General features: G+C 42.5%; 13 protein-coding genes and 1 pseudogene. 4 read left to right on the top strand and 10 right to left on the bottom strand.

Going from position 1 to position 15,110, the window contains the following annotated elements:
* Positions 1-169: 169 nt before the first annotated feature.
* The 3 genes from DW981_RS04330 to DW981_RS04340 form a co-directional block, all read right to left on the bottom strand.
* The gene (locus DW981_RS04330; RefSeq protein WP_118506901.1) at positions 170-2,179 is read right to left on the bottom strand and encodes an LTA synthase family protein; all 2,010 of its coding nucleotides are present in this window, start codon (positions 2,177-2,179) and stop codon (positions 170-172) included.
* A 52-nt stretch (positions 2,180-2,231) separates the two neighbouring features.
* Positions 2,232-2,984, bottom strand: a complete 753-nt coding sequence (locus DW981_RS04335; RefSeq protein ID WP_022025452.1) for an ABC transporter ATP-binding protein — start codon at positions 2,982-2,984, stop codon at positions 2,232-2,234.
* An 89-nt stretch (positions 2,985-3,073) separates the two neighbouring features.
* On the bottom strand, positions 3,074-3,853 hold the full coding sequence (locus tag DW981_RS04340; RefSeq protein ID WP_022025453.1) for an ABC transporter permease: 780 nt from the start codon (positions 3,851-3,853) through the stop codon (positions 3,074-3,076).
* A 268-nt stretch (positions 3,854-4,121) separates the two neighbouring features.
* Between DW981_RS04340 and DW981_RS15880 the strand changes: the two genes are divergently transcribed.
* Entirely contained in the window at positions 4,122-4,244 is a 123-nt protein-coding gene (locus DW981_RS15880) for a hypothetical protein (RefSeq protein ID WP_279220176.1), read from the top strand.
* Positions 4,241-4,552 (top strand): hypothetical protein, encoded by a 312-nt coding sequence (locus DW981_RS04345; protein WP_118506902.1) that lies wholly within the window; start codon positions 4,241-4,243, stop codon positions 4,550-4,552. The genes DW981_RS15880 and DW981_RS04345 overlap by 4 nt, the downstream gene beginning before the upstream one ends.
* Positions 4,553-4,639: 87 nt before the next feature.
* Here the strand turns inward: DW981_RS04345 and dnaJ are convergent, their stop codons facing one another.
* From dnaJ to hrcA, 4 genes are all read right to left on the bottom strand, one after another.
* On the bottom strand, positions 4,640-5,800 hold the full coding sequence (gene dnaJ, locus DW981_RS04350; RefSeq protein ID WP_022025455.1) for a molecular chaperone DnaJ: 1,161 nt from the start codon (positions 5,798-5,800) through the stop codon (positions 4,640-4,642).
* A 17-nt stretch (positions 5,801-5,817) separates the two neighbouring features.
* Entirely contained in the window at positions 5,818-7,695 is a 1,878-nt protein-coding gene (gene dnaK, locus DW981_RS04355; RefSeq protein WP_118506903.1) for a molecular chaperone DnaK, read from the bottom strand.
* A 66-nt stretch (positions 7,696-7,761) separates the two neighbouring features.
* Positions 7,762-8,433, bottom strand: a complete 672-nt coding sequence (grpE, locus tag DW981_RS04360) for a nucleotide exchange factor GrpE (protein ID WP_347474503.1) — start codon at positions 8,431-8,433, stop codon at positions 7,762-7,764.
* Entirely contained in the window at positions 8,411-9,451 is a 1,041-nt protein-coding gene (gene hrcA / locus DW981_RS04365) for a heat-inducible transcriptional repressor HrcA (RefSeq protein ID WP_022025459.1), read from the bottom strand. Before hrcA ends, grpE begins: the two co-directional genes overlap by 23 nt.
* 209 nt (positions 9,452-9,660) lie before the next feature.
* On the opposite strand from hrcA, the gene DW981_RS04370 reads away from it, so the two are divergent.
* Together DW981_RS04370 and DW981_RS15885 are read left to right on the top strand one after the other, a co-directional pair.
* Positions 9,661-11,547, top strand: coding sequence for a hypothetical protein (locus tag DW981_RS04370; protein WP_118506904.1), 1,887 nt, complete (start codon positions 9,661-9,663; stop codon positions 11,545-11,547).
* A 17-nt stretch (positions 11,548-11,564) separates the two neighbouring features.
* Positions 11,565-11,699, top strand: a complete 135-nt coding sequence (locus tag DW981_RS15885) for a hypothetical protein (RefSeq protein WP_279220177.1) — start codon at positions 11,565-11,567, stop codon at positions 11,697-11,699.
* Between the two features lies 1 nt (position 11,700).
* Here the strand turns inward: DW981_RS15885 and DW981_RS04375 are convergent, their stop codons facing one another.
* The 3 genes and pseudogenes from DW981_RS04375 to gatA form a co-directional block, all read right to left on the bottom strand.
* Positions 11,701-12,060: a PilZ domain-containing protein gene (locus tag DW981_RS04375; RefSeq protein WP_243034655.1), complete on the bottom strand. Its 360-nt coding sequence runs from the start codon at positions 12,058-12,060 to the stop codon at positions 11,701-11,703.
* A gap of 56 nt (positions 12,061-12,116) precedes the next feature.
* On the bottom strand, positions 12,117-13,553 hold the full coding sequence (gatB, locus tag DW981_RS04380) for an Asp-tRNA(Asn)/Glu-tRNA(Gln) amidotransferase subunit GatB (protein WP_022025462.1): 1,437 nt from the start codon (positions 13,551-13,553) through the stop codon (positions 12,117-12,119).
* A 71-nt stretch (positions 13,554-13,624) separates the two neighbouring features.
* Positions 13,625-15,087 (bottom strand): annotated as a pseudogene (gene gatA, locus DW981_RS04385) (Asp-tRNA(Asn)/Glu-tRNA(Gln) amidotransferase subunit GatA).
* Positions 15,088-15,110 lie beyond the last annotated feature (23 nt).

Below are 15,110 nucleotides of genomic sequence, written 5' to 3' on the forward strand. Positions count from 1 at the left end.
CGATTTGCAATGTTACCACCACATAACAGCCTTTTACATACAATGAAATAAGGCAAAACCAGCGTTTTGCAATGTTCCACCACATAACAGCTTTTTACATGCAATGAAATAAGACAGTGCACCAATATGTGCACTGTCTTTTGACTCATTATCTTAAATACACGTTATTTTATTTTTTTACCTGAGACGCCGGATATGCCTGTGTACTTGATAGCACAACACCGTCATCAGACTGCACTTCTACTACAAAAGCATTTGGTACATCTCTCGGCTCCGTAACTTCTGTTTCCGGCTCCCCGGAATCTTTTTTATCTGCTTCGTCCAGTTCGAATTCATCTTGAAGCTGCAAACATTCCGAACTGATCCATTCGGATTCCACCAACGTTCCATCATAATACACTTTGCAATATGGTGTAAAACCGCTGCCAACTACCCGGTAGCCACTTTTCGTCTTTTGAACCGAAGTTAGCTTCACCGGCTCTGTGCCCATCTGAAGCTCCGTCTGTTTAAACGGATTTTCACCGTCATACGCATAATTATCACCATACAACAGATCGTAAGACAATGTAGTGAGACCTGTCAAATACAATTTGGAACGATGTTTTGTCTGTTGATGATATTTAGTGATCATCCCTTCATGAATCTGTATACGATCTAAGACTTCTGCATACAACTGGTATGCATGCAGGTTTTTCGTCTTTTTCTTAAGATTCATATTATCCCAAACGACATACTGCGTCTGGTAAAGATTGGCATTACTCAGATCGTCTTTCTGAATATCCAAGCTTGGCAAATGATCTCCATACAAAACCAATACCGTCTCTTCTTTCCGATTCGACAACTCTTTGATCAACGTATCGATCATTCTATCCACTTCATGGATCTCATTCACATAATACTCATATGCCTGCTCTTTTCCTTCTGGCGCACCAGTAACCTTGATCGTCGGGTCATCTAACGCAATACCATCGTATTTTCCGTGACTCTGCACCGTGATCGCCATCGTAAAATCCGGTCCCGATGTCGAATCCAGAGTTTTCATGATCTCCCGCGACAATACATCATCATTACTCCAGCCATTTGGACTATCCGTCAATCCATTCATATATTCCATAGAACAAAATGTGTCAAATCCAATGTTAGAAAAAACTGTATTGCGACCATAAAACGTCGCCTCATTGTTATGCACAGCATGCGTCGAATATCCCAGCTTTTTCAGGTCTGTACAGATACTTTCCGACGTCTTGCTTTTGAGCACTGTTTTATATGGGTATTCACTCACCCCAAAATCGTGCTGACGCATTCCTGTAAGTATTTCAAACTCCGTATTTACCGTACCGGCACCAACCGTCGGCACCGTAACTAAACCTGAACTATATTTTTTCTGCAAGCTATGAAACACCGGTAGCGGATCTTCTGAAAATTGCAGATTTTTCTCATAACCTACATCAAAAAATGACTCCAACTGAATAAATATAATATTCGGCCGTTTGTCTGTATTTTTTTCATCTTTCAGTGCTTTTGTAATCTTCTTCACAGACTGCTTGCTGTAATCCTCCGGCTTTTTTATTCCGGTATCCAGTATACTATTTGCAAAGCAATAAGCAAAACCGTAATTTTCATAGGCCTCTGAAATGTTTGTATAATGTGTGGAAAGTGCCTGCACCGAATTACTTGAGCGATGAAGGGCAATAATTGCCACGCCAAGTGTAAGACAACACAAAATCGAAAAGATGATCTTTCGATGTCCATGTTGCTCATTCACAGGAGCTTTTCGAAACAAACAGATAAGACCTATTAAAACAACGAATATTGCAACAATGATCATTGCGATCGTAAATAGGTTCAAATAATGAGATGATACACTGATCGCACTCTTGATCAATGTAAAATCAACCGCCGAAAACGGTGTGACTCTAAAATGCAGGATTACAAAATTAACAATACCAAAAATAATCCACACCACAGAAATTGTGGTCAAAGCAAACACCTCACGCTTAAAAAACATTGCAATAGAAAGCGTTAGCATAATGATCAACGTATTAAACGCAAAAAGCAACGGACTATTTATGGCATATTTTACAGCCGCAATCATTGATTTTCGGCTTAATGCTTCAATCAAAAATTCCAAAACAATGGGAAGCAGAATATAAAAGCTAACATAACGCTTAACTTTCATTGTAAATAACCCCTCCTGTATGACTGCCAAAAACTTTTCCCTGATGTTTTCTTTATTCTGTCATGTTTTTGTATATACGTGCTACTTTATCTACCGGTCCTTTAGCAACCAGAACACCACTATCCAAAATGATCGCTTTGTCGCACAAACGACAAACCTGCTCCAAAGAATGTGATACAAAAAGTACGGTTACACCCTTTTCGAACATACTCATGATCTTTCGCTCACTCTTTGTCCGAAACTTCTTATCGCCGACAGACAATACCTCATCCAATATCAATATATCCGGCTCTACAATTGTTGCAATTGAAAAACCTAGTCTGGATTTCATTCCGGAAGAATAGTTCTTGATCGGGACCTCAATGAACTCTCCCAATCCGGAAAAGTCGACAATCTCATCAAATTTTTCATCTAAAAACTCTTTGGAATATCCCAACACCGCTCCGTACAGATAGATATTCTCGCGTCCTGTATACTCTGAATGAAATCCGGCACCAAGCTCCAGCAGCGGAGCCAATACTCCTCGCGTCTGTACCGAACCAACCGTTGGTTTTAATACTCCGGATACAACCTTTAGCAACGTACTTTTACCGGATCCATTCAAACCAAGTACACCAAGTCGTTCTCCTTTTTTGATTTGAAAATCTACATCCCGCAAAGCCCAAAACTCATCGTATTTTAGATCGCGTCTCACAAATTTGATCAAATATTCCTTGAGATTATCTACTCTTTCCTGGCTCTGATTAAAACACATTCCTACGTTCTTTACGCTAACTGCTACATTATCTTTCACGATAACAACCATTCCTTTCCAAGTATCTGTGAACAACCGCCTTATCCCATGCCGCTCACTTCATTAAATTTTGTAATACAATGTTCTCTCAAGCATTATCTTTATACATACAAAATGAATTCATCCTGTTTCTTGTTAAAGAACAAAATACCAACGATCAACAATACTACTGAAATAACAGCAGATGTAATGCAGTAATGTGCATCTAACGGTGTTCCGTACAATACTGCCTCACGGAAGTTGGAAATGCACATATATACCGGATTGACACCAAATATCCATCCATTACCTGTATTGATGACGCGGTCCGGCTGATAGAAAATAGCAGATGCATACATGATCAACATGGTAAATACCGACCAAATATACTCGATATCACGGAAAAATACATTTAAGGTCGCTAAGATCATACTGATACCCGTTGTCATGATCAGTAAGATAAACAGCGGTACAATTGCCTGAACTACATAAATGGTAGGCTGTACATGAAGAACGGCACCCACTCCTACTAACACAACAAGTGAGATCAAAAATGTAACAAAGTTCGATATGACCGTTGATAATACATAAATATACTTTGGTACATATACTTTCTTGATCATTGCAGCATTACCGCTGACCGCTCGAAGACCGGATTTCGTGCCGGATGAAAAAAAGGAATATAACAATCGTCCGGACAGGATATATACAGGATACTGTTCATCGTTGTTACCAAAGAATGTACCAAACACCAACGTCAATACAAGCATCGTAAGCAATGGCTCGATCAGCGTCCATAAAATACCCAAATAAGAACGACGATACTTCAACTTGATATTTTTCTTTACCAACTCTGTCAGCAAATACTTATATCGCAGAAAGTTTTTCAAATACTTTTTCATAACTGACTTGCTCTCCTTCATCATGTACAACTTTTGTACCATTGTTTTATCTGTTTATTCTGTATTGCATACGAATCCAGAATATCATTGCTAATTATATCATACCCCCAAAAAAAGTCAAACAATAGTTCCGAAACATCGCTTTTGAATTTTGGACAGCTAATTGCATCTTTCTCATTTCTGCGATATAATAGTACTTGCAGAAATTTTATTCTTTGTGAATAGGATCTACTGCTAAATTTTGAAAAGCCTGTGAGGAGTGCTTAACGTGATAACAAAATTGCCATTTTCCTTAAAATATGAGACCGGCTTAGATTATCCGATCACCATGTATGATCACCTTCCTATCAGCGGGATTCTGATTACTGTAATGCTGAAAAGATCGGATTGAGCACCGGCAAGATTATTAAATACTATCTCTGTAACAACGAAACAGAGCCGCTGACGATCAACAATCATGATGATGAGATTGATGAACTCCTTCTTCATATTCAGTTGCAGGAGCAGAAGCACGCTCAGATCACAAAGGAACCGCATCCGGAAACTCAACAAGTTTCTGATGAGATCACGCAGGATCAAATTGAATCACTGTTAGCGGATAATACGGAAGAACCTGATGCTGATCCAAAGCCCATCACAGATTTTGAGCCTGCTGAGGAAACTATCGAACCGGAAATTGAATCGACTGTTGTTTCTTAGATTTTTATAACGACAGATTATTTTTTGAAACAATTAATAGGCATTCACACCATATGTGTGAATGCCTATTTTCTAATTTGCAAACCATTATTTCTTCTTTTTGAATGGACTTCGCTTCTCTTTGTGAGACTTATGACCAGTCTCCGGTTCTTCTTCCTTCTTCCCGTCCATTGCCTGATCAAAAGCTTTCAAAAGTTCTTTTTGCTCAGCGTTCATCTTTGTTGGTACCTGAACCACCAACGTTACATAATGATCGCCGCGTACCTGTTTATTCCGTGTTGTCGGAACACCTTTACCACGCAAGCGAACTCTTGTATCTGTCTGCGTTCCCGGTTTTACCGTATACATCACGTCTCCGTCGATCGTCTTGATACGCACTTCTGCACCCAATGCTGCCTGCGCAAACGTGATCGGTGCTGTGGAATAAATATCATAATCCTGACGTTGGAAGATCGGATGACGCCCAACAATAACCTGTACCAGCAAATCGCCTCTTGGACCTCCATTGATACCTGGTTCTCCCTTATCACGAATACGAATACTCTGTCCGTTATCGATTCCTGCCGGAATGCTGACAGAAATTTTCTTTCTGCGGCTAATGTAACCACTTCCGCCACAATCCGGGCAACGATCCTTAATGATCTTGCCAGTGCCATGGCAGTCCGGACATGCCTGAACATTTCGCACAACGCCAAACAATGACTGCTGTGTAAATACAACCTGACCCTTGCCGCCGCACTTGCTGCAGGTTTCCGGCTGTGTTCCCGGTTTAGCACCGGTTCCATGACACTTTGCACAGTCTTCTTTAATATTCAGTTCAATCTCTTTTTCAGTGCCAAAACATGCCTCTTCGAATGTCAAATGTACGGATACACGCACATTCTGCCCTTTCATCGGACCATTATTGGCACTACGGCTTCTTCCGCCGCCACCAAAGAAATCTCCAAAAATATCTCCAAAGATATCTCCCATGTCAAATCCGTTAAAATCGAATCCACCTGCTCCACCACCGGCACCACCATCAAATGCTGCATGACCGAATTGGTCATACTGGCGGCGTTTGTCTGCATCGCTTAGAATGGCATACGCTTCAGAAGCTTCCTTAAACTTTGCCTCCGCTTCTTTATCACCCGGATTCATATCCGGATGATATTTCTTGGCCAATTTACGATATGCCGATTTAATTTCCGAATCGGAAGCGGTTTTGCTTACGCCTAATACCTCGTAATAATCTCTCTTCTCTGCCATTTTCTAAACTCCTGCTTTTATACTTCACGGTATTCACCGTCTACCACATCATCATCTGCACCATTGTCTGCAGCACCTGCGCCCATATCCGGGCCTGCGCCTGCACCCATATCAGGACCTGCACCTGCTGCCTGTGCACCTTCATACATCTTCTGGAACACATTCTGTGCACTCTGCATCAATTTCTCATTTGCAGCCTTGAGCTCTGCAACGTCAGCCTCAGAAACATTCTCTGCATCTGTCTTCTCAACCAATGCTTTCAAAGCATCAATGTCAGCCTGAACCTGTGCTTTCTCGTCAGCACTGATCTTATCGCCAACTTCATCCAATGCTTTCTGTGTCTGGAACACAAGACTATCAGACTCATTTCTTGTATCAACAGCTTCTTTACGAGCCTTATCCTCAGCCTCAAATTGAGCTGCTTCCTGAACAGCTTTCTCAATCTCATCATCAGACATGTTAGATCCAGCTGTGATCGTAATGTGCTGCTCTTTGCCGGTACCAAGATCCTTAGCGGATACATTTACAATACCGTTGGCATCAATATCAAACGTAACTTCAATCTGTGGAACACCTCTTCTTGCCGGTGGGATACCATCCAAACGGAACTGACCGAGTGACTTATTATCCTTGGCAAACTGACGCTCACCCTGTAATACATTAATGTCTACAGCGCTCTGATTATCTGCTGCCGTTGAGAAGATCTGGCTCTTCTTTGTAGGGATTGTTGTATTTCTCTCGATCAATCTTGTAGCTACGCCGCCCATTGTCTCAATAGCCAAAGACAGTGGAGTTACATCAAGAAGAAGAATATCGCCTGCTCCGGAATCTCCGGCAAGCTTACCACCCTGAACGGATGCACCTAATGCAACACACTCATCTGGGTTCAATGACTTACTTGGATCATGTCCGGTAAGCTGTTTTACCTTATCCTGAACTGCCGGGATACGGGTAGAACCACCGACTAACAATACCTGACCAAGCTCAGAAGCCGTGATTCCGGCATCTCTAAGTGCATTCTGTACCGGTGTAGCTGTTCTCTCTACCAGATCATGTGTCAGCTCATCAAACTTAGAACGGCTTAAATTCATATCAAAATGAAGTGGGCCATTCTCGTTCATGCTGATGAACGGAAGGTTGATATTTGTTGTTGTTGCAGAGGAAAGTTCTTTCTTCGCCTTCTCTGCAGACTCTTTTAATCTCTGAAGTGCCATCTTATCATTGGATAAGTCAACACCGTTTTCTTTCTTAAATGTCTCGATCATGTACTGTGTGATCTTCTCATCAAAGTCATCACCACCAAGACGGTTATCACCGGATGTTGCTAATACTTCAATGACACCATCACCGATCTCGATAATAGATACATCAAATGTACCACCACCTAAATCGTATACCATGATCTTTTGCTCTTTCTCATTGTCCAAACCATATGCTAATGCAGCAGCTGTCGGCTCGTTGATGATACGCTTTACATCAAGACCGGCGATCTTGCCTGCATCTTTGGTTGCCTGACGCTGTGCATCGTTAAAGTATGCAGGAACTGTAATAACAGCTTCGGAAACGCTCTCACCTAAATAGCCCTCAGCATCAGCCTTTAACTTCTGCAGGATCATTGCGGAAATCTCCTGTGGAGAATATTTCTTATCATCAATTGTTACGCGATAATCTGTACCCATATGTCTCTTAATAGAAGAAATGGTCTTGTCAGCATTTGTAACTGCCTGACGTTTTGCAGGCTCACCTACCAAACGCTCACCATTTTTAGTGAAAGCAACAACAGACGGTGTTGTTCTGGCTCCCTCTGTATTGGCTACTACGACCGGTTTTCCACCTTCCATAACAGCAACACATGAATTTGTTGTTCCTAAGTCAATACCAATAATCTTACTCATAGTAATTACCTCCTAAAATGCAATGCATATTCTTGCTCATTTAACATAAAATTCAGGGATATTCCCTTAATTAACTACCTTTACCATACTATGACGAACAACGCTGTCTTTGTACATATAGCCTTTCTGCATTTCCTCGGCTACCGTGCCACTCTCCAGCGCATCATCATCAACCATCATAACTGCGTTGTGAAGATTCGGATCAAACTCTTTGCCAACTGCATCGATCGGCTTTACACCAAGAGCATCAAACGCAGTGAGCATCTGTTTATATACCAGTTCCATTCCCTGTACGAATGGACTCTCCTTGTCTTCCTCAGCAACTGCTAACAAACCTCTCTCGAAGTTGTCGATCACCGGAAGCATCTTTTCTACAACATTCTTTGCTCCCATTTCAAACATCTGAGACTTTTCTTTCTCGGAACGCTTGCGGAAATTTTCAAACTCTGCCAATTGGCGAACTCTTTTGTCTTCAAGATCTGCCAGTTTTTCTTCCAGGGCTGCTGTCTTTTTATCTTTTTTCTTATCGAAGAAAGATTTCTTTTCTCCGGCACTCTCTTGTGCCTGCTCAGCCTCCGATGTTTCCGTACTTTCCGCACTCTCTGCTGTCTCTGCAGTTTCTGTTACATCCTCTGCTTTTACAGCTTCCTCTTCCTGATGGATTGTCTCTTCTTTCTTATCTTTCATATCTGCCACTTCGTTATCACCTCTCTGCTTATTGGTCCTTAAATATGTCATCAAGCTGCGCCATAAGCGACTGCAGCGTTCCAACGACCTTATCATAATTCATACGCTTTGGTCCTACGATACCGATCTTACCATACACACCTTCATGAATGCGGTAGGTTGCGGTAACCATAGAACAGTCTTTCATGGATGCCACCTGTGTCTCATCACCGATATACACTTGAATATCATGACTTTCTTCGGAAGGCTTCGTATTCGTTGATGGAATTTCCAGCCAATGTCCGATCTCCTGCTTCTCTTCGAATGCAACCAACAGATCTTCTACATTGGACTTATCTGACAATTCCGGATATTTCAAAATGTTTGTGGCACCACTCGTATACACTTCCGGATCATCTTCACTCGTAAGCACATTACCGATCACTTCCAGCACAGAATCGATCACAGTACTGTCGCTCTTCATTTGCGCCTTGATCTGAGAGATCAGTGCTAAATTCATTTCCGTCACGTCCAAACCATTAAGTGCTGTGTTCAACACAAAATTTAACTTGGCGACGCGTTCTGGATCAAGCGGCTCATTAATGCGTATCATCTGATTCTTCACGTGATTGTTATCGAGTACGATAACTGCCAGCAAGCTGTTCTCATCAACTTCCGTCAGCTGAATGAACTTGACTTTTTTACTCTGGTAACGCGGTCCTGAAACCATTGTCGCATAGTTGGTATTAGTTGCCAAAAACTTTGCAACCTGCTTCAGCAAAAGATCCATCTTGTCTGCCTTCTCTTCCAAAGCATCTTTAAGATCCGCCACCTCGTGCGTCTTGTCTTCCAGCATGGTATCTACATAAAGTCGATATCCTTTGTCAGAAGGAATCCGTCCTGCAGAAGTATGTGGCTGTAAAATATAACCCATATCCTCCAGATCTGACATTTCATTACGAATGGTCGCTGAACTGAGGTGAAGATCCGTATCCTTGGAGATAGTTCGCGAACCAACCGGCTCTCCGGTATCTAAATAAGTTCGTATGATCGCCTGCAGTATCTTAAGCTTTCTCTCATCCAGTTCCACCGTATCACTTCCTTCCTGTTTTGTTAGCACTCTTTATAATGGAGTGCTAACATCTATAGGTAAGATAGCACTCTACATGATTATTGTCAAGTATTTTTCTGTATTTTTCGAAAAAAATTACCTACAAAGGTTTTTCTATAGAAATTCTTTGCTCATACCGATATAATAAGAGACGAGAACAATAAAAATAAGAAAGGTTGGACAAAAAAATGGATCACTCGCGCATTAATCCTTATAATACGAATAATACTTCGCAGTCCCGCAGCACAAACACGTCTTCCTCTGCTATGACCGGTAACGGAGTTCGCCGTGGCAATGTTCCGGGGAATGCTTCTGCGCCCTCTGTTCAAAAATCCGGACAGTTTGGCGTTGTAAAAGCTGCCACCAGTCTGCAGCTGGGCGATGTGATCAAGGGCGAAATATCGGATCTTACCGGTAACGAGATTACCCTTACCTTAGAAAACAATACAATGATACGCGGTCAGATTTCTGACAGTTCCTTATTATCAATCGGACAAACTGCTGCCTTTAAGCTGGATGGATTATCTCCGGCCGGTGTTATCCTATCTCCCGTAAGCGGTTATACGGAAAATGAATTAACGCTGATCAATAAGGCACTGCAGGAAGCAGGACTCCCCGCTTCAGAGCATAATCAGGCTGCCGTTAAAGCGTTGATGGATAATCTGATGCCGATCAATCGTGAAGCGATCCAGCAGTTAATGCAGCAGGCCTTCGATATGAAGAGTACCGATATGGGTACTCTCGCTCTAATGAAGCGTTTAATGATGCCTGTTACCCCGGACAGTCTCGAGCAGTTTGGCAATTACAGGCAGGGAATCCATACATTGACAGAGCAATTAAACAACTTTGCCGGAGAGCTTCCCGTATTGCTTCAGGCATTGTCCGAAAATGGTTCTGCTTCATTGGTAGCAGACTTTGCAAAGCAATGTCTTCAGATCGCCCAACCACTTTTCACGGAAACCTGGGATGGTTTGACGGTTTCATCTCTGTCTGAACAGGATAAAGAAACCCTTCTCACGCTATTATCACAAACAGAACTTCCGGAACAGATATTAAAAGCTGCCTCTGATGGCACACTGTCTGTTCAAGATGCCCTCAAGCTTGTCAAAGATGCTATAGCAGCTCAAAAGGCCGTTGCGGAGCAACAAAGTTCCGAAGAGTCGGAAAATGTGTCTGAGGATCCCAATATCCCGACTGATGCAAAGGCATCGTCCACAGAGACGGAAAACACAGGTATATCCAAACTATTTCATTCCCTACAAGATACCGTCAGCCATTCTTTATCGGATACACTTGGAAAATTCCGTGCAGGACAGTCTACATCGGTTACGGAAGAAAATACAGATAACGAGACTCTGCTTCGTTCACTGTCGGAATTGACTGAGACGGATGCCTCTGCCAGAGGACTGGTGCGTTCTGTGTTATCCGAGGATGCAAGATCTTCATTTGCAGCACTGCTTAGCAAGCTGCCGGTCAGCCCATCTTTTTTGGCACAGATCCTATCCGGCAATGCTTCTATTCAGGAAACAATGCATGTACTCAGAAATGTTATCTCTCTTTCGGATCCTTCATTACTAAAAGAAGTTTTGCGATCTGATGAATTTGCGTCATTATTTGCTAAAAGTTTGGAAAATAACTGGAGTATCACCCCCGATCATCTATCTCAAAAGGGACAGCCGGGTATGTTTTTGGAACAGATCCAGTCTCAAATGCATTCATTAGAACAGTTGATCGGTTCTTCCCTTTCCGGCTCAGACTCCAGACAATTCGAGCAAAATGCGCACGATATACAAAGTAATATACAATTTATGAAAGAACTAAACGAAACGTTCACCTATCTGCAACTGCCGATCAAACTGCCAAGTCAGACGGCAGGCAGTGAATTATATGTTTACACGCAAAAAGAAAAACGGCAGGCAAATCCGGAAAAGATGCGTGTACTGCTCCATTTGGATCTGGAACATCTTGGAAAACTGGAGATCAGACTCGATAAGGATCATCAAAACATTGCCGCCAACTTTCTCTTGACGACGAATTTAGCGTGGAGCTGCTCCGTAAAAATGCAGCACTTCTAACACAGAATTTAGCAGATATGGGATATCAAACGAATATTCAAGTAACAAAACAAGAAGAGGCACCGGTTTCGATGGATGACTTTTTGAACACCCGGATCAAAACCAATGCCACAGAAGAAATGAAACGTTTTTCCTTTGATATCAGAGCGTAGATCATTCTGCGCTCTGTTCTATTTCTTCAAAAATATAATCAAACACGGATGCCATCCCTACAAATTCGCAACCATAATTGAAAACACCATCTGCATACTCCGCCTGACGAATAATACGCACAACACAATTCAAACAACGATCGTGTTTCTCAAATTCCAATCTGGCATTAAAATAAAATCCAATTGGAAGCATACTCGATGATAAAAATCCAATGCCGTCTTTTGAAATATCAATCACCTCAATTGGTGCATTAATATTATTAACTTTGACATTATCCTGCTTAAACAGAGAAGATACTTCCAAATTCATCTTGGTCGGTATTCGTTTGCTTCTCCGTTGTTCCACTCTATTTGTACTCACGACACTCCTCATTTCTGCACACTAAGGTTTTACGGGATCTATCTGGTGTGCACAGATCACCCCTGTAACAACTCTGTCAAAATCTGATTGACCATTCCCGGATCTGCTTTCCCCTGTGTTGCTTTCATTGTCTGCCCCACTAAGAAGCCGATCGCTTTTTTCTTGCCGGCACGATAATCTTCCACAGACTGCGGATTATTTGATACGATTTCCTCAATGGTTGCTCGAAGTGCTCCATCATCTGCAACCGTGCGAAGACCATTTTCCTCAACATACTGCACCGGATCAATGTTTTCGTTGAATATGTGTTCAAACACCTCTTTGGCAACGGAACTATTGATTGCGCGCTCCTCCGTAAGTCCGATCAACTTGGCAAGATTTTCCGGAGAGAACGATAACTGCTCCGGTTCCAGATCTGCATCTTTCATCAGGCGCATCGTCTCACCCATAAGCCAGTTAGAAACTTTCTTCGGTACATGACAGATTTCTGTCGTCTTTTCGAACAGATCTGCCAAATGCTTATTGCCGGTCAAAATCTTAGCATCATACTCCGGAAGTTTATATTCGTCCATATAACGCGCCAGCTTCTCTTCCTGCAATTCCGGCTGTCTTGCACGGATCTCATCCAGCCACTCATCACTAATAATGATCGGCACAAGATCAGGCTCTGGGAAATAACGATAATCCTGAGCATCCTCCTTAGAACGCATTGCATAAGAATATTCCTTCGCATCATCCCATCTTCTGGTTTCCTGAACAACCTCTTTGCCAGCCTCGATCAAATCAATCTGACGTTCTCTTTCGGACTCGATCGCACGTGCGATTGCCTTAAAAGAATTCAGGTTTTTCATCTCCGTTCTCGTTCCAAACTCTGTTGCTCCTACTTCACGCACGGATAAATTGACATCAGCACGCATCGAACCTTCCTGAAGTTTACAATCAGATGCACCCAAATACTGAATGATCATTCGCAGCTTTTCCAAATAGGCGATCACCTCTGACGCTGAGCGCATATCCGGCTCTGATACGATCTCGATCAACGGCACACCGGAACGGTTGAAGTCAACTAAAGAGTTTTCGCCCCACTCATCGTGAACTAATTTACCGGCATCTTCCTCCATATGGATCTCATGAATACCAATTGTCTTTCTTGCACCATCTTCTGTCTCAATCTCAATACCACCATTACGACAGATGGGAAGATAAAGCTGCGATATCTGATAATTCTGTGGATTATCCGGGTAGAAATAGTTCTTACGGTCAAACTTACAATTTTGTGTGATCGTACAGTTGGTAGCAAGACCAACTGCTGCTGCATATTCTACTACTTTTTTATTTAATACCGGCAAAGAACCCGGCATTCCGGTACATACCGGACATGTATGTGAATTTGGTGCTCCGCCAAATTCTGTAGAGCAGGAACAGAAGATCTTTGTCTTGGTCGCTAACTCCACATGAACCTCTAATCCTATGACTGTCTCGTATTGTTTCATGATCTGTCCTCCATTATATTTCTTCCGATACCTTGTAGCAAAGTATCGTTCCCCGTTTCTTTTCTCACCGATTATGCCATCGGACTATGCTCATACGATCTTGTCTGCTCATATGCATATGCTGCACGAATGATCTTGTTCTCCTGGAAACAATCACCGATCAATTGCAATCCGATCGGCAGACCTTTCGAATCTTTGCCACATGGAACAGAAATTCCCGGAAGACCTGCAAGATTTACAGAAATCGTATAAATATCTCCCAAGTACATCTTTAACGGATCACTCAGACTCTTACCAAGCTCCGGTGCCGTCGTCGGTGCAGCCGGACCTAAGATCACATCATATTTAGCAAATGCTTCATCAAACGCCTTTTTGATCAACGCTTTGGTACGAAGTGCCTTCAAATAATAGGCATCATAATAGCCTGAACTAAGTACAAAAGACCCAAGCATGATACGACGTTTTACTTCTGCGCCGAATCCCTCTGAACGGGATTTCTTATACATCTGATGCAACCCCTCATAAGCATCCGTACGGTAACCATATTTCACACCATCAAAACGTGCCAGATTCGAGCTTGCCTCTGCACAGGCAATGACATAGTATGCAGGAATTGCATACTCTACTAAGCTAAGATCAAACTCTTCAACAATAGCACCTTTCTTTTCTAATTCTTTGGCTGCCTGAAGCACAGCAGCTTTCACTTCCGGATCAAGACCCTCGCCAAAGTAATCTTTCGGAATACCAATGCGCATTCCCTTCACATCATCTACCAAAGCATCTGTAAATCTCAGATCATCACGCTGTACGGAAGTGGAATCTTTCGGATCATGAGAAGCGATCGCTTCTAAGATCATTGCACAGTCTGTAACGTCCTTGGCAACCGGTCCGATCTGATCCAACGAAGATCCATATGCGATCAATCCATAACGCGATACCGTTCCGTAAGTTGCTTAATACCTGTTACGCCACAGAAGGAAGATGGCTGGCGAATAGATCCGCCGGTATCTGAACCGAGGGCAAAAGAGCACTCCTCCGCTGCAACAGCGGCACAAGAACCACCGGACGAACCTCCCGGCACATGCTTTGTATTCCAAGGATTTTTGGTCTCGCCATAAGCAGAAGTTTCTGTTGTACTTCCCATGGCAAACTCATCCATATTTGTTTTTCCAATAATGACGGCCCCTGCTTTCTGCAAGTTCAAAACTGCCTCTGCCGTATACGTCGGATAAAAATTATTTAAGATCTTCGAACTACAGGTTGTAAGTATTCCCTCTATGCACATATTATCTTTAATTGCTACCGGTACACCCGCCAAAGGGCTGTCTGCATATTCTCCGGCTTCTATCTGTTTTTGCACGTTCTCTGCCTGTGCCAAAACCTTATCCCTGTCCACAACCGTAACAAAACTATTTACTGCAGTCTCTTTGGCTGCGATCGCATCAAGTGCTTCCTGCGCTGCCTGAACTGCTGTCACTTCACCTGATTTAATTTTTCTGCCAAGCTCAGCCGCTGTCAAACTCATTAAAGACATGCTTTTTCCTCCATTTCTGTTTT

This window comes from Clostridium sp. AM49-4BH (assembly GCF_003478335.1).
GTDB lineage: Bacteria > Bacillota > Clostridia > Lachnospirales > Lachnospiraceae > Butyribacter.